General features: G+C 60.3%; 13 protein-coding genes. All 13 read left to right on the top strand.

Annotation, left to right across the window (positions count from 1 at the left end):
- Window positions 1-398 precede the first annotated feature (398 nt).
- Complete coding sequence (locus PQR67_RS17630) at window positions 399-1,061, top strand: energy transducer TonB (RefSeq protein WP_408461730.1); 663 nt, start codon at window positions 399-401, stop codon at window positions 1,059-1,061.
- Between the two features lie 77 nt (window positions 1,062-1,138).
- Window positions 1,139-2,044 (top strand): MotA/TolQ/ExbB proton channel family protein, encoded by a 906-nt coding sequence (locus PQR67_RS17625; RefSeq protein ID WP_408461665.1) that lies wholly within the window; start codon window positions 1,139-1,141, stop codon window positions 2,042-2,044.
- Window positions 2,045-2,056: 12 nt separating this feature from the next.
- The gene (locus PQR67_RS17620) at window positions 2,057-2,479 is read left to right on the top strand and encodes an ExbD/TolR family protein (protein ID WP_408461662.1); all 423 of its coding nucleotides are present in this window, start codon (window positions 2,057-2,059) and stop codon (window positions 2,477-2,479) included.
- Between the two features lie 9 nt (window positions 2,480-2,488).
- Window positions 2,489-2,917: an ExbD/TolR family protein gene (locus PQR67_RS17615; protein ID WP_408461659.1), complete on the top strand. Its 429-nt coding sequence runs from the start codon at window positions 2,489-2,491 to the stop codon at window positions 2,915-2,917.
- A 9-nt stretch (window positions 2,918-2,926) separates the two neighbouring features.
- Entirely contained in the window at window positions 2,927-4,132 is a 1,206-nt protein-coding gene (locus tag PQR67_RS17610; protein ID WP_408461656.1) for a tetratricopeptide repeat protein, read from the top strand.
- Window positions 4,133-4,306: 174 nt separating this feature from the next.
- The gene (locus PQR67_RS17605) at window positions 4,307-4,882 is read left to right on the top strand and encodes a helix-turn-helix domain-containing protein (RefSeq protein WP_408461653.1); all 576 of its coding nucleotides are present in this window, start codon (window positions 4,307-4,309) and stop codon (window positions 4,880-4,882) included.
- A 377-nt stretch (window positions 4,883-5,259) separates the two neighbouring features.
- The gene (locus PQR67_RS17600) at window positions 5,260-8,049 is read left to right on the top strand and encodes a TonB-dependent receptor (protein ID WP_408461650.1); all 2,790 of its coding nucleotides are present in this window, start codon (window positions 5,260-5,262) and stop codon (window positions 8,047-8,049) included.
- A 260-nt stretch (window positions 8,050-8,309) separates the two neighbouring features.
- Window positions 8,310-10,232: an extracellular solute-binding protein gene (locus PQR67_RS17595; RefSeq protein WP_408461647.1), complete on the top strand. Its 1,923-nt coding sequence runs from the start codon at window positions 8,310-8,312 to the stop codon at window positions 10,230-10,232.
- A gap of 8 nt (window positions 10,233-10,240) precedes the next feature.
- Window positions 10,241-11,293 carry a microcin C ABC transporter permease YejB gene (locus tag PQR67_RS17590; RefSeq protein WP_408461646.1) on the top strand — a complete coding sequence of 351 codons (1,053 nt, stop codon included), beginning with the start codon at window positions 10,241-10,243 and terminating at the stop codon, window positions 11,291-11,293.
- A complete protein-coding gene (locus tag PQR67_RS17585) occupies window positions 11,247-12,362 on the top strand; it encodes an ABC transporter permease (protein WP_408461644.1) in 1,116 nt (371 codons plus the stop codon). Before PQR67_RS17590 ends, PQR67_RS17585 begins: the two co-directional genes overlap by 47 nt.
- Window positions 12,359-14,020: an ABC transporter ATP-binding protein gene (locus PQR67_RS17580; protein WP_408461641.1), complete on the top strand. Its 1,662-nt coding sequence runs from the start codon at window positions 12,359-12,361 to the stop codon at window positions 14,018-14,020. The genes PQR67_RS17585 and PQR67_RS17580 overlap by 4 nt, the downstream gene beginning before the upstream one ends.
- Window positions 14,013-15,449, top strand: coding sequence for a TldD/PmbA family protein (locus PQR67_RS17575; protein ID WP_408461639.1), 1,437 nt, complete (start codon window positions 14,013-14,015; stop codon window positions 15,447-15,449). The genes PQR67_RS17580 and PQR67_RS17575 overlap by 8 nt, the downstream gene beginning before the upstream one ends.
- Complete coding sequence (locus tag PQR67_RS17570; RefSeq protein ID WP_408461637.1) at window positions 15,449-16,810, top strand: TldD/PmbA family protein; 1,362 nt, start codon at window positions 15,449-15,451, stop codon at window positions 16,808-16,810. The genes PQR67_RS17575 and PQR67_RS17570 overlap by 1 nt, the downstream gene beginning before the upstream one ends.

The raw sequence follows: 16,810 nt of genomic DNA, 5'->3' as shown, positions 1-16,810 counted from the left end.
TGCTATTGTTGCCTCCCATGAAACGCAGGTGACAATCGCGCAAAAAGTTCGAGAGCGGCAGCGCGCGTCGATCAAATTGTCCCCAGTGGTTCACGCCAGACGAAAATGGACAGGCCGAATTTAATCTATTAGTAGTTCTACCTAGATGGCTGTTCAGTTAGTGTGAAGTGCCGCCGTGGCATCTCACAACCGCATTCGTGCCATTACGTCGGGCTTGGGCACTGCAGCATAAATTTTGGACTGCAAATCAAAAACTCAGGACGATCAGCGAGATTGTCCGAGGTGAGCGTTGGTTGACGGCTGTAGATGCGCTGCAGCAACAGAAATGGACAGTTCACGCCGGAGGAGCAAAGGTGGGTACGAAAGTCGAAGGGCAATTTCCGGCAGTAACGGCCCGTATGGAAAGGCCAGGACGCCCGCGTGAGTTTGGGCGCAAGCAGCAAAACCCAGTACGCCGCTTCGGCGGTATCGCAGTTGTTCTGCTCCTGCACATCGTGTTGATCTACGCGCTTATCAACGGTCTCGCCACCAAGGTCGTGCAGGTCATCCAGCATCCCATCGAGACGAAAATCATCGAGCCGGTGAAGCCGCCGCCTCCGCCGCCTTTGCCGACCGTGCAATTGCCGCCGCCGAAGTTCGCACCGCCGCCGCCGCCGTTCGTGCCGCCGCCGGAAGTGCAGGTGCAAACGCCGCCTCAGCCGACTATTTCGCACCAGGCCGCGCCGGTCGTGTCGGCACCGGCCGTGGCGCCTCCCGCACCGCCGGCGCCCGCGCCTGCCAAGCCCGTGAGCGCCGAAGTAGGGGTGGCATGCCCGAACTCGGATCAGATCCGCTCGTCGATTCACTACCCGAAGGAAGCGCAGGAAAACAACGTGACGGGTGATGTGCTGATCGAATTCGTGGTTGATGCGCAGGGTCATATTACGAATGAGCGGGTTGCCAAGTCGTCGGAGGATTCCTCACTCGATCGCGCTGCGTTCAACGCGGTCAAGCAGTTCACGTGCGTTTCCCAAGGCCAGGCTGTCCGTGTGCAAGTTCCGTTCTCGTTTAATCTGAACTGAAACCCACGGGCTGTTCGGTACCGGTAGCGATTTATCAGTCTTGGTTTAGAAGTTGTACTAATGAACTTGGAGCAGGCATGAAGAAGCGTACTCTCGCCGCATTGGCGGCAACCCTGTTGTTCGCCGTAACCACGGTGGATACCTTTGTGGCGCCGCACATGGCGCATGCGCAAGCTAGCGACGCCACCGCGTCGGCTGCCGCGCCCGCCACCGCCGCACCGCTGACGGCAGCCCCGGCGGCCGATCAAGCCGTGCCGCCGCCGCAGCCGGCCACGTCCGAAACCGTCAATAACCCGTACGGTCTCGGTGCGCTCTGGAAGAACGGCGACTTCGTTGCCCGTTTCGTGCTGATTCTGCTGGTGCTCATGTCAATGAGTAGCTGGTACATCATGATCACCAAGTTCCTCGAGCAGTTCCGCGCGAACCGTCGTGCGAAGAGCGCCGACGAACAGTTGTGGACCGCACCGTCGCTGGTCGAAGGCGCCAGGCTGCTCGACGAGTCGTCGCCGTTCCGCTTCATCGCCGAAACTGCGATCGAGGCCGGTGAACACCACGACGAAGCATTGCTCGAAGCCGTGGACCGCAACACGTGGATCGATACCTCGGTTGAGCGTGCGATCACCAATGTGTCGAATCGTTTGCAGGACGGCCTGGCTTTCCTCGGCACGGTCGGCTCAACAGCGCCGTTCGTCGGTCTGTTCGGGACGGTGTGGGGGATTTATCACGCGCTGACGGCAATCGGTATCGCCGGCCAGGCTTCGATCGATAAGGTCGCGGGGCCGGTGGGCGAGGCGCTGATCATGACCGCGATCGGCCTTGCGGTGGCTGTGCCGGCGGTGCTCGGCTACAACTTCCTGGTTCGCCGCAACAAATCGGTGATGGAGCGTGTGCGTGCTTTCGGCGCACAACTGCATACCGTCCTGCTCGCCGGCAGCCGGCGCTCGGCACGCGCTTCGGCTCGTCAAGCATCGCTGGTCCAATAAGCGGAGTCCGTCATGGCTATGAGCGTTGGGCAGGATGATAACGACGAAGTCATCTCGAGTATCAACACCACGCCGCTCGTCGATGTGATGCTGGTCCTGCTGATCATCTTCCTGATCACGATTCCGGTGGTGACGCATACGGTGCCGGTGCAACTGCCGAAGGAGACGATCCAGCCGCTGCAGACCACGCCAAAAAGCATCGTCATTGCGGTCAATCGTGACGGCGATTTCTTCTGGAACGAGAAACAGGTCGATGCGCCGACGCTGCTGACACGCCTGAAAACCGTGTCGGTCATGACGCCGCAACCGGAAGTGCATGTTCGCGGTGACCAGAGCACGCGTTATGAATTCATCGGCCGGGTCATTACCGAGTGCGAACGCGCCGGTATCGCGAAGGTTTCGTTTATTACTGAGCCGCCGGCGCGCGGCGGCTAAAGGCTCACCATGGGAATGAACGTATCTTCCGGCGGTAGCAGCGAACCGGATGTGATGGTCGATATCAACACCACACCGTTGATCGACGTGATGCTGGTGTTGCTGATCATGCTGATCATCACGATTCCGATCCAGACGCATGCCATCAAGATGAACCTGCCGGTCGGCAATCCGCCGCCGCCGATCACGCAGCCGGAAGTGGTGCAGATCGATATCGACTTCGACGGCACCACGACCTGGAATGGCCAGCCGGTCCCGGACCGTGCGGCGCTGGAGTCCAGGCTTGCGCAGGTGGCGGCCGAACCGGTGCAGGCGGAAATCCATCTGCGGCCTAACAAGCTGGTGCCGTACAGGGATGTCGCGGCAGTGATGGCGTCCGCGCAACGGCTGGGCGCGACGAAAATCGGCCTGATCGGTAATGAGCAGTACATGCAATAAGGAAGTGCCATGCTAACGATCCATCAACGGTTCAAACGCGCCGTCATCGCGGCCGCTATCGGCGGGCTGTCTTCGCTCGTCGTGCTGCCGGTCACGTCTCAGGCGGCCGACAGCTTGCGGCCGGATGTGGCGAAGCCGCTGAACGCCGCGCAGGATCTGTACCGCGCGCACAAGTACAAGGATGCGTTGACCAAGATCGATCAGGCCGACGCCGTGCCCGGCAAGACGCCCTATGAAAGTTACATGATTCAGGAGATGCGGGGCGCCGCGGCAGCGGCGGCCGGCGAATCGGGTGTAGCCGCCCAGGCCTATGAAACCTTATTGAGTTCAGGACGCCTGAGCGGTGCTGACGAGCAACGCACGACCGCCGCGCTCGCGGGTATCTACTTTCAGGAGAAAAACTACGTACAGGCCGCGAAGGTCGCGCAGCGCTATCTGAAGGCAGGCGGCAGCGATCCTGATATGCGTACGTTGCTTGTTCAGTCTTACTACCTGGCGAACGATTGCGGCGATGTGGTGAGCTCGCTCAAACCGGCGGTCGATGCGCAAGTACACGCAGGTCATGCACCCGACGAGTCGCAATTGCAATTGCTCGGTACGTGCGCGCAGCGCGTGAAAGACGACGCGACATACCGCAGCACGCTCGAGAAGCTGGTTGCCTATCATCCGAAGCAGTCGTACTGGGACGATCTGTTCAACGCGATTCGCAACAAACCCGGCTATTCGTCGGCGCTCGATATCGACACCTATCGCTTGCGCCGGGCGACCGGTTCGCTCGGCACCGCCGACGATTACATGGAGATGACGCAACTCGCGATCGTGGCCGGCACGACGGCTGAAGGCAAACAGGTCATCGATCAAGGTTTTGCGTCAGGCGTTCTCGGCCACGATGCACAAACGGATCGCGAGAAGCGGCTGCAAGCGCTGGCTGCGAAACGGGCGCAAGCGCCGGCTGATCCCGCGAATCCCGTCGCGCCGGTCGACGTTGGTTTCAACCAGGTTTTCGCGGGGCAGGCCAAGCAGGGTCTGACAGCCATGGACGCTGCGATCGCGAAGGGCGGTATTGATCACCCGGATCAGGCGCAACTGCATCTCGGCGAGGCGTACTACATGGCGGGCGATAAAGCGCGCGCAGTGCAAACCTTCCGCGCAGTGAAGGGCAGTGACGGTTCGGCGGACCTCGCCCGTTTGTGGGTGCTGGTGGCGTCAAAGTAACGGCATTCTGATTCCACTATGTCCCATCTTGCGACGTGCTGCCGCGCTGCGATCGAGTCACGTTTCGCGCCACCTGATCAGACACATGGCGCGTGTCTTAGGGAGGACGCAGCACTCAATGAAACATAGTTTAGTTTTATCAAACTAATTTTGACTACGGGATTCTGTCTTGCTATGGTTTTGCCACTCGATAACAAGGCACAAGTCGCAGTTTCTATAGGAAGTAAAGTCCGCGCGCTTCGGCAACGACTCAAGCGCACGCTGGATGAAGTGGCAACGATTGCGGGAATTTCCAAGCCTTTTTTGTCGCAAGTGGAACGAGGTCATGCAACGCCTTCGATCACATCGCTAGTGGGCATTGCCCGGGCTTTAGGTGTGACGGTGCAGTACTTCGTCGACACGCCAACCGAAGACAAGTCGGTGCGCAGGGGGAGTGAACTGAAGTACTTCGGGTTCGACGGAACCGCGAATCGCTTTGGAAGGCTGACGAACCTGTCGGTGGGCAGCAAGCTGGAAGTGATTCTCGTCAGGATGCCGGTGGGGCAGAACCCATCGGAAGTCACGACGCATGCAGGGGAAGAGTTCTTGTACGTGATGAGCGGCCAGATCTCCCTCACGTTGGAAGGTACAACGTTCGTATTGCAGGCAGGTGACACCGCGCATTACGAGTCCACCGTGCCTCATTCCTGGTCCAATACGGCCCGCGAAGAAGCGGTGGTGGTGTGGGTGGGTACACCAAGACTGTTTTAGATGTCTTTGCTCTGTGTTTTCGCTGAAAGCAATTTCTCAGTATTTGTAAGCATAACTTAATGTGTGATTATGGTTTGGTGAGATGGGAAACGCATTGCCCGACCGCCGCCACCCGTGACAATAGAAGTGAAAACAATTAGTAAGCGCTGCGCATTTCGTTTGTAATAAATAAGTAGTCCGATATTAATGGATATGAAGTGCCCTGTCTTTCTGTCTGTATTTGCAATCCGGTGCGTTATTGACCGGTTTGCCAGGGCGGAAATCCGGGGCAGCTTTAACGGAGCGCGGCGCACGATCGCCGTATATCGAGTGGAGAGGTTCATAAGACCTCTCTTCACACACAGGTGTGGCCTTTTTGACGAGCGGGAAGGGGAAAAATGAAACAAAGGGCATTGGCGCTGGCCATCAAAAGAATAATCTGGGCTGAACTGGCGTTGTCAGCCGCAATCGCCGTACCGGCGTTTGCGCAAAGCCAGCCGGCCACAACGGGCACGCCGGCGGGCACGGCGACGACGAGCACGCCCGCGCCTGCGGCAGCGGCGTCGGGCGCTGCCGCAACATCGTCGGCGGATAACGCCACGACAACGACGGGCAAAGGGAACGTCCAGCAGTTGAAGAAGTTCGAAGTCACCGGTTCGCTGATCCGTCAAACCGACAAGACCGGCTTCCAGGCGATGCAGGTCGTTTCGCAGAAAGATATCCAGGCGAGCGGGGCGGCCACGGTGTCGGACTTCCTGCGTTCGACGGCCGCCAACTCGGCAAGCAGCTGGGGCGACAACTACACGTATAGCACCGCACCGGGTGGCGCGGGTATCGCGCTGCGAGGCCTGAGCGAAAAGTACACGCTGGTGCTGATCGACGGTCAGCGCGTGGCGCCTTACGCGCTCAACACGAACTTTACCGATTCGTTCGTCGACCTGAACTCTCTGCCGGTCAACATGATCGACCGCATCGAGATCGTGAAGACGGGCGCAGTGTCGCAGTATGGTTCGGACGCAATCGCGGGCGTGGTGAACATCATCACCAAGCATGACTATCAGGGTCTGCAACTGGACGGCAGCCTGGGTGGCGCGCAGCACGGCGGCGCGGGCACGGACAAATTCAACATTCTGGGCGGCTTCGGCAACCTGGTCTCCGATGGCTACAACATCACGGCCGCCGCCAGCTACTCCCACACGAGTGGTATCGATCTCTCGCAGCGCGATACGACCTCCAGTCAGATCTTCCCGTACGGCAACAACCAGTCGACGTCCTACTGGCTAACGGGCAACGGCCCGACAGCCGTGGGCAATTGCGCCGGCGGCAAGACGATTTCGACCGCGACCTCGACCACGGCTGCTTTCCAGCCCGGCACAGCTTGCGGCTACAACACCGCCGGTCTCGATTCGCTGGCGCCGGAAAACCAGCACGCCAACGTGAAGATTCACGGCGATTTCAAGATCAACGACGACGTTCAGGCTTACGCTGACATTTGGGACAGCTACGCCACGAGCTCGATCGTAACCGGCGCGGCCTACTTCAGCGGCCTGAGTTCGCCGCTTTCGTATTCGCCTGCAACGGGTCTGGTGGCCAACAACAACACGGTTGCCGCAAGCAATCCGTACAATCCGTTCGGCGTCGCAACGCCCCTTAACTACACCTTTCCGAACACGCCGGTGGGGGTGCAGTCGACCTCGAATTTCTGGGCCTTTTCGACGGGCCTGAAAGGTCAGTTCGACACGTCGAAGTGGGGTAGCTGGAACTGGGCGACCAGCTACGGCCATTCGCAGAGCGTCGTTGCAGTGACCGATACGAATGCGATGAACGTACAGGCGTATCAGAACGTTCTGGCTGGGGGCTATGATTTTGCCAATCCTTCGGCAACGCCGAACGGACTCAATGGTCTGTTCAACAACACGGAATACCTGGCTATATCGAAGCTCGACGTAGTCGACGCGACGATTTCGACGCCGAATCTGTTCCACCTGCCGACAGGCGATGTGGGCGTTGGTTTCGGTACGCAGTTCCAGCATCAAAGCGAAACCATCTCGAATCCGACGGGCGTGGATACGGGCCAGACGCTGATTGCCGGCATTCCTCTGCAATCGGCCGACGCGAGCCGGAACGTGGCGGCGGTTTACTACCAGATCGATATTCCTATCATCAAGAACCTGACGTTTAGCCAGGCCGGCCGATACGACCATTACAACCAGTTCGGTGGCGCGTTCTCGCCGCGCTTTGCCCTGCGCTATCAACCGGTGCAGGCATTCACGGCCTATGCGTCGTACAACCGCGGGTTCCGCGCACCGACGCTGGTCGAATCCTCTCCTGGCGCGTCTCTGGGGAATCAGGCGGCGATCGATACCGATCCGGCTAGCGCGCAGTCCGGCCAGAACGTCAACGTTGCCGAACTGATGCACGGGAACCCGAATCTGCAACCGGAGCGTACGAAGAACTACAACATCGGTTTTGAGCTGTCGCCCGCGCGTAACACGGACTTGGGTTTCGACTGGTACAAGATCGACGTGTCAAACGTGATCGGTATTGCGCCGCTTCAACCGACGGTGAATGCGAACAACCCGGCAAACGTGGTTCGCAATCCGAATTCGGGCGTGATCGACTACGTCAACTCGCAGTTGGTCAATTTCTCGTATCTGCATACTGACGGTTTCGAGGCGAACTTCCATCAGGCATTGCCGACCAAGGTCGGTACCTTCGCGCTGTCGACCGACTGGGGCTACATCTGGCACTTCCAGACCCCGGGTCTTGCTAACGGCGCAACCGATGCCGCAGGTAACAACAGTTCCCTGTCCCTGTCGTTCGGCGGTTCGTTCCCGCGTTGGAAGGGCAACACGACCGTCAGCTGGCAGTCGCCTAATCGCAAGTGGAATACCGCGCTGACCTGGAATTACACGGGGCCGTATGCCAATACCACGATGGAATCGTTGTTCGGCACCACGGCAGGCGTCCCGACGGAAATCGGCTCGTTCAGCGTATTCAACCTGACGGCAAGCTATACGGGCTTCAAGAACTGGACGTTGTATGGGGGCATCAACAACATCTTCAACCGTGCGCCGCCGTATGACCCGAACTTCGTGCAGTACCCGTACTACCAGACGGGCTACGACACGTCGCTCTACAACTTTATCGGCCGTTACGCGCAGATCGGTGCGACTTACAAGTTCTGATCGCCTGATCCCTCACGCCTGACGAACGGTCCCGCTCCGGTCTTTCACTGTTGAAAACCGGAGCGGGTTTCCTGAAAATGCAAGTCTTTCGGACGTATTCAACCGGTTCGCTACCTCGACTGGATGAATCGTGCCTTTGGTCATAAACCGGAGCATCCGTACCGAGCGATGACGCAACAAGTGATGTTCCAGCATTCGCGGGCGCTTGCTGGCGTCATTGCGCAATTGCTTGCGGCCAACCTGGTTCAATGAGGACAACCATGCTTGCCCGCCTCAACTCAAGAGCCGCGCTGACAGTCGCGACGCTTCTCGCGCTGCTCGGCATATTCGCCGCACCGGTGCAGGCACACCCTTCGATTGCTCAGTACGATCAACCGAAATATCCCGCCGATTTCACGCATTTCGACTATGCGAATCCCGACGCGCCGGCCAACGGCTCGCTGAGTTTTGAAAACTACAACGAACTGCAAACCTACGATTCACTGAATCCGTTTCTTCTGCGCGGCGCACCTGCGCCGGACATCCAGAATCTGATGTTCGATACGCTGATGCAGCGTAGCTGGGACGAACTGGCTTCCGAATATCCGTTGATCGCCGACGATGTAGAAGTCGCACCGGATCTGACGTCAGCGACATTCCATATCAATCCTGCCGCGCGCTTTTCGAACGGCGATCCGATCACCGCCGCCGACGTCAAATATTCGTACGACACGTTGGAGAGTTCGCACGCATCGCCGCTCTTCAACGCGCAGTTCTCGATCATCAAGAGCGCGACGGTGATCGACAGGAGCACGATCCGCTTCGACTTCAAGCGTGCGCAACGCGATGCGCCACTGATTGCCGGCGACCTGCCGATCTTCTCGCCGAAGTGGGGGATGCAGCCAGATGGCAAACGTCCGCCATTCGATCAGATATCTTCCGCGCCACCGATCAGCAGCGGGCCTTATCTGATCGAAGGACGCAAGAACGACAAGCAGATCACGTATCGCCGCAATCCAGATTACTGGGCAGCGAATCTGCCGTCGCGACGCGGCATGTTCCGCTTCGAGCGGATCACCTTCAATCTGTATCGCGACCATTACACGCAACTCGAAGCCTTCAAGGCGGGCGATGCGGACGTTATCGTCGAATACAGCGCGACGCAGTGGGCGCGCAAATACGTTGGCAAGAACTTCGACAACGGGCTCTTGAAGAAGGGCGAGTTTGCCGACGGCCCCGCGCAGATGCAGGGCATGCTGATGAATATGCGCAAGCCGATGTTTCAGGATCCACGCGTGCGCCACGCGCTGACGCTGGCGCTCGACTACGACTGGATGAACCGGATGATGTTCTACGGCCAATACCGGCGTACGAACAGCTTTTTCGAGGCTAGTCCGTTCGGCGCGACCGGCATGCCGAGCCCCAAGGAACTGGCGCTGCTCGAACCGCTGCGCGGCAGTGTCCCGCTGGAAGTGTTCGGTCCGATGCTCAAGCAACCCGACACGATTCCACCGAATTCCTTGCGCGGCAATTTACGCGTCGCACGCGATCTGCTGGCGCAAGCCGGTTGGCACTATCGCGACGGTGCATTGCGCGACGCCAACGGTACGGCGATGACGATCGAAATCATGGACGACCAGCCCGGCATGGATCGTCTGATCCTGCCGTATATGCAGGCGCTCGACATGCTAGGCATTCAGGCCCATATGCGCGAAATCGACAGCGCGTTGTACGAGAAGCGTCTGGACAATTTCGAGTACGACATGACCACCTTCATCTATCCGCCGGTCACGATTCCGGGTTCTGAATTGACGCGCCGCTTCGGCAGTGCGGCTGCGTCCGAAGTCGGCTCGGAAAACTATACGGGGATCCGTTCGAAGGCGGTCGATTCGCTGATTCACAGCGCGCTTTCCGCCACCAACCTCGACGATCTGGAAGCTGCAACTCGTGCGCTTGATCGCGTGTTGATCTATTCGTTCTACCTGGTGCCGGAGTATTACGCACCAGGTGCGCGCATCGGCTACAAGACCACCCTCGGCTTTCCGAAGACCGTGCCGAATTCCTATCAATACGAAGACTGGGTCATCAATTACTGGTACGTAAAAGCGCCGGGCGCGCAGACGAGTACACAGTCGAGCGCACAGACGGCACAGAAACTCCAGACGGCGCAGTCCGCCGACTCAACCACGGCGCTTGCGCACTGAGGAACAGCATGCTTGCCTACATTCTCAGACGATTACTGTTGATGGTGCCGACCTTGCTCGGCGTGGTCACGCTCACTTTTGTCGTCACGCAATTCGTGCCGGGTGGGCCGGTCGAACAGGTGATGACGCAACTCCGCCACGGCGCTGGCCGTGGCGGAGAGGCGGGGGCGGGTGGCGGTGGTTATCACGGCAGCCAGGGTGTCGATCCGCAGCAGATCGAGCAGATCAAGAAGCAATTCGGCTTCGACAAACCGCCGCTCGAGCGTTACGTCCTGATGCTCAGGCGCTACGCGAGTTTCGATCTCGGCCGGTCCTACTACCAGCACGACAGCGTATGGGACGTCATCAAATCGAAGCTGCCTGTGTCGATCACGCTCGGCTTATGGACGGTGATGCTCACGTATCTGATATCGGTGCCGTTGGGTATTGCGAAAGCGGTGCGCAACGGCTCGCGCTTCGATACGGTGACCAGCGTGCTGGTGCTGGCCGGCTATGCGATTCCTGGTTTCGTGCTGGGTGTGCTGCTGCTAATGCTGTTCGGCGGCGGCACCTTCTGGCAGGTGTTTCCAATGCGCGGCCTCACCTCGGATAACTTTAGCGACCTCAGTACCTTCGGCAAGTTGCTGGATTACCTCTGGCACATCGTGCTGCCGGTCACGGCTTCGGTGGTCGGCAACTTCGCGATTGTCACGATCCTGACCAAGAACACCTTCCTCGAGGAGATTGGACGCCAATACGTCCTGACCGCGCGCGCCAAAGGCGCACCGGAGCGTGACGTGCTGTGGAAACACGTGCTGCGCAATGCCGCGATTCCTTTGCTGACCGGTTTGCCGGCGGCATTCGTGGGCGCCTTCCTGAACGGCAATCTGTTGATTGAAACCTTGTTCTCGCTCGACGGCATGGGCCAACTTTCGTACGACTCGGTGATTCGCCGTGACTATCCGGTCGTGCTCGGCTCACTGTTTCTGTTCACGCTGATCGCTCTCGTAACCAAACTCATTGCTGACGTCTGCTATGTCCTCGTCGACCCCCGCATCCAATTCAACCGCCTGGACCGCTGAGCTGTCCGGCGCGGCGCACGTGGCGTCGCCGTCTCCCTGGCGGCGTACATGGCTGCGCTTCAAGGGGCAGCGGCTCGGTTACTGGAGCCTCGTGATCTTCGTCACGCTGTTCGTGATCAGCCTGTTCGGCGAGGTGCTGTCCAACGATCGTCCGTTGCTCGTCCGTTACGACGGGCACTATTACTTTCCGATTGCGAAAGACTATTCGGAGAAGATTTTCGGCGGCGATTTTCCGGCCCGCGCGAATTACCTCGATCCGTATATCCGTTCACGGCTCGAATCGAACGGTAACTTTGCGATCTATCCGCCGAATCATTTTCACTACGACACGATCGACTACTTCGCCGCTCATCCCTACCCGGCACCGCCCACCAGGAGCAACTGGCTCGGCACGGACCAGTACGGGCGCGACGTGCTTGCGCGGCTGCTGTACGGGTTCCGGCTCTCGGTGCTGATGGCGTTGGCGCTCACGGTATCCGGCGTCGTGATCGGCGTATTGACGGGCGCGGTGCAGGGTTTTTACGGCGGACGCACCGATCTGATCGGCCAGCGCCTGATCGAAATCTGGAGTTCGATGCCGGATCTGTACCTGTTGATCATCTTCGCGTCGATTTTCGAGCCGACGCTCTGGCTGCTCTTTATTCTTCTTTCGATGTTCGGCTGGCTCGTGCTGTCCGACTACGTGCGCGCCGAGTTCCTGCGCAACCGCTCGTTGGACTATGTGAAAGCGGCACGCACCATGGGTCTTTCGAACTGGCAGATCATGTGGCGCCATGTGCTGCCGAACAGCCTGACGCCGGTGATCACGTTTCTGCCGTTCCGCATGAGCGCGGCGATTCTCTCGCTGACCAGTCTCGACTTCCTCGGGCTGGGCGTGCCGCCGCCGACGCCGAGCCTTGGCGAATTGCTTCAGGAAGGCAAGAATAATCTCGACGCCTGGTGGATTTCGATTTCGGCCTTCGCCGCCTTGGTGATTACCTTGCTGCTGTTGACCTTCATGGGCGATGCATTGCGCAATGCGCTCGACACCCGCAAGCGCGGCTCGGCGTTCGGTGGAGGTCCGCGATGAACGAAGTCAAACCCAACCGGCCGCTGCTCGAGATCGATCGATTCTCGGTGCGTTTCGGCGACACGATCGCGGTGCATGAACTCAGCCTCTCGATCGCGCGAGGTGAGCGCGTCGCGCTCGTTGGCGAGTCGGGCTCCGGCAAGAGCGTCACCGCGTTGTCGATCCTGCGCCTTGTCGAGCATGCCGATCTGAGCGGCCGCATGCTGCTGGACGGCGAGGATCTGCTGCAGAAAACCGAGCAGCAGATGCGCGGCCTGCGCGGCGCCGACGTGGCGATGGTGTTCCAGGAACCGATGACGGCGCTCAATCCGCTCTTTACCATCGGCAAGCAGATCGCCGAAAGTTTGCGCCTGCATGAGGGCTTGAGGCCGAATGCGGCGCGCAGGCGCGGTATCGAGTTGCTCAGGCGCACGGGTATCCCCGAGCCGGAACGGCGCATCGACAGTTTTCCGCATCAACTGTCCGGCGGACAGCGGCAGCGCGCGATGATCGCGATGGCGCTGGCGTGCCGGCCACGGCTGCTGCTCGCCGATGAGCCGACCACTGCGCTCGACGTCACCGTGCGTCAGCAGATCGTCGATCTATTGATCGCATTGCAGGAGCAGGAGGCCGCCGAGCGCGGCATGGCCGTGCTGCTGATCACGCATGACCTGAATCTGGTGAAGCGCTTCGCGCAGCGCGTCGCGGTGATGGAAAAGGGCGTGCTGGTCGAAACCAATACAACCGAAGCCCTGTTCTCCAACCCGCAGCATCCCTACACCCGACGCCTGCTCGACAGCGAACCGCAGCGTGCTGTGGCGCCGGTCGAACCGGGTGCGCGGTGTTTGCTCGATGTGCAGGGACTCGCCGTTGACTACAGCACGTCCGCGAAGGGCTGGCGGTCACTGTTCGGGCGCTCGCGGTTCCGGGCGGTGCACGACGTCGACCTGAGCTTGCGGCGCGGCGAGACGCTGGGCATCGTCGGCGAGTCGGGCTCGGGTAAATCGACGCTGGCGGCAACCGTGCTCGGCTTGCAGCAACCGGCGGCCGGTCATATCCACATCGACGGTTTGCCGCTTGCCAGCCTGAAAACCGCGCGTTCCCGCCGGGCCTTGTATTCGCGCATGCAGGTCGTGTTTCAGGACCCGTTCGGCTCATTGTCGCCGCGCATGACGGTCGAACAGATCGTCGGCGAAGGCCTGACCATGCATCAGCCCGACATGGACGCCCGGGCGCGGCGCGCGCGTGTGGGTGGCTTGCTGGAAGAAGTGGGCATGCCCGCGGACGCCATGCTGCGCTATCCACACGAGTTCTCCGGCGGCCAGCGCCAGCGTATCGCGATTGCGCGCGCGTTGGCGGTCGAGCCGGAATTGCTGGTGCTCGACGAGCCCACCAGCGCGCTTGACGTATCCATCCAGAAACAGGTGCTGAATCTGCTGACAAATCTGCAGAAAAAGTACAAGCTTAGCTATTTGTTCATTACGCACGATCTGGCGGTGATGCGGGCCATGGCGCATCGCGTGATCGTGATGAAGTCAGGACGCATCGTTGAAGCGGGCGACACACTCGATGTGTTGCACGCGCCGTCGCATCCTTATACCCAGTCGTTGCTCGCGTCGTCGCTGATCGTGTCGCCGGCGGGTGCAACCGAGACTCCTACGGGAACCGCTAATGATTGACGAACGTTGGGCGCAAGCCGCCCGATCGCTTACGAGCCGCGCGGCGTTCTGGTCGCTGCGCATTGTCGACGAACAGATCGACGATCATGAGATTCGCAACGATATCGCGCAACCCATGCGTACGGTGCGCGATCGTGGCGCGATGCTGATTGCCTGGGTGGGCGCTGGAGCCGGCTATGCGGCTACCGCGAACCTGAGTGCCGCCGGTTTGCAGCAGGCGCTGGATCTCGCCACGGCTCGTGCTGAGGCAAGCGCTGCCTTGTCGTTGATCGACCATCGCGAGGTGGCGCGCCCTGCCGTGAGCGGCCACTATGTGTCGCCGAATGCGCAGCATGCGTTGCCGGGCCGCGCCGAATGGCTGGATCGTCTCAGTGTGGAATGCGCGGGCGCGAATCTCGATGCCCGCATTGTCGAGCGCGTCGCGGCCGTGCAGATCACGCATACCGATCAGCTTTACATGACCGGCGACGGCGTGCGGATCGAGCAACGGTTCCAGTTCGTGATGCCGCAGTTGAGCGTGGCTGCCCACGCGGACGGCGATACGCAAGTGCGTACCCTCGGTGGCAACTACGGCACGCTGGGGCAGGGTGGCATGGAAGTGCTGGCGCGCTTCGGCTTCGACGGCTCGGGCGCACGTGTGGCGAACGAAGCGCTGCAATTGCTGGCCGCGCCGAATTGCCCGTCGGGCAAGCGCGATTTGCTGCTGATGCCCGATCAGATGATGCTGCAAATTCACGAATCGATCGGCCATCCGCTCGAACTCGATCGCATTCTCGGCGACGAGCGCAACTTCGCCGGCTGGAGCTTCGTCAAGAAAGAAATGTTCGGCTCGTACCGCTACGGTTCGGAACTGCTGAACGTGACCTTCGACCCGGATTTGCGCGAGGAAGCCGCCGCGTACGCATTCGACGACGACGGCACCGAAGCGCACAAGCAATACCTGATTCGCGACGGTGTGCTCGAACGTCCGCTCGGCGGCGCGCTTTCGCAGCAACGCGCGCACATGGCGGGCGTGGCGAATTCGCGCGCGTCGAACTGGAACCGCCCGCCGATCGACCGGATGGCGAATCTGAACATCGAACCCGGCGAGCGTTCGCTGGAACAGATGATCGGCAACATCGAACACGGCATTCTGATGCGCACCAATACGTCCTGGTCGATCGACGACCATCGCAACAAATTCCAGTTCGGCTGCGAGTTCGGCCAGTTGATCGAAAACGGCAAGCTCACCCAGGTCGTCAAACAGCCGAATTACCGCGGCATTTCGGCGAATTTCTGGCGTAGCCTGAGCGCGGTGGGCAACGCCGATACGCGCGAGGTGTACGGCACGTCCATGTGCGGCAAGGGCGAACCGGCGCAGATCATTCGCGTCGGTCACGCCTCGCCGGCTTGTGTGTTCAGCAACATCGACGTGTTCGGAGGCGCCTGATGAGTCAATTCATCTCCTCGCGCGCCGCTGCGTCGATCGACTGGCAGCAGCATTTCACCGCGCTGGCCGATGCTATCGAGCGCTTGCAGCAAGGCGCCGAAACCACGCTGAGTTCATTTGCGGGCGAGCAGTCCGACTTTATCCGCTTCAACGTAGGCCGGGTGCGGCAGATCGGCAGTGTGTCGCAAGGCAAGCTGACCTTGCGGTTGATCGACGGCGCACGGCAGGCCTATTCGACGCTGACCGTCTGCGGCGAACTGCAACAGGATCTGGACGATGTGAGCACGGCGCTCGCCACCTTGCGTGAAAGTCTGCGCGGTGCGGCGGACGACCCGCATCTGTTGATCGACACGTCGCAGTGGCAGCGCGCCACGCAACGCTCGGGCAAGCTGCCGGAGCCGGGCAGCTTGTTGCGCACCGTTGCCGAATGCGCGCACGGGCTGGATTTCGTGGGTTTTTACGCGGGTGGCACGATCGTGCGCGGCTTCGCGTCCACGGGCGGCAGCCGTGGCTGGTACGAAGTCGATAACTTCAATTTCAGCTGGTCGCTCTACGACCCGAGCGGCCGGGCGATCAAAACAACTTACGCCGGCGACGACTGGAGCGACGCTGTTTTTGCTCACAAGGTTGAGCAGGCCGCCGTGCGCCTGTCCGTGCTCGCGCGCACGCCACGCACCCTGGCGCCGGGGCGTTATCGCTCGTATCTGGCGCCCGAAGCGCTGGCTGAACTGCTCGGCGTGACCGCATGGAGCGGTTTCTCCGCCCGCGCCCAGGCGAGTTCGCGCAGCGAGTTGTACAAGCTGCATGTGGGAGAAATCGTAGTCGACCCGCGCGTCACGATCAGCGAAGATCTGAATCTCGGCATTACACCCGGCTTCAACGACGACGGCTACCTGCGCGAAAGCGTCCCGTTGATTCAGGCCGGCCGCAGCGCCGAACGCCTCACCAGTGCACGCAGCGCGCGCGAGTACGGATTGACGCCCAACGGTGCACTGGCGAGCGAGTCGCCGGCGGCGCTCTCGATGCAAGCGGGCGATCTGCGGGAAGAGGACGTGCTGGCGAAACTCGATACCGGTCTTTATATCGGCAATCTCTGGTATGTGAATTTCTCCGACCGGATGAATTGCCGCCTGACCGGCATGACGCGCTTCGCGACCTTCTGGGTCGAGAACGGGCAGATCGTTGCGCCGCTTGAGGCCATGCGTTTCGACGATAGTTTGTACCGCCTGCTCGGCAGCGAACTCGAACAACTCGGCTCGCAAGCGCAATTGCTATTGAGCGACTCGACATGGGGCGAGCGCGCCACGGGCGGCATGCAATTGCCCGGCATCCTGGCGAGGTCATTCGAATTGACGTTATGA

Source organism: Paraburkholderia fungorum, from assembly GCF_046026025.1.
GTDB classification, from domain to species: domain Bacteria; phylum Pseudomonadota; class Gammaproteobacteria; order Burkholderiales; family Burkholderiaceae; genus Paraburkholderia; species Paraburkholderia fungorum_E.
The sequence above is the reverse complement of the archived record's forward strand: the minus strand, read 5'-3'. Positions and strand labels throughout refer to the sequence as shown.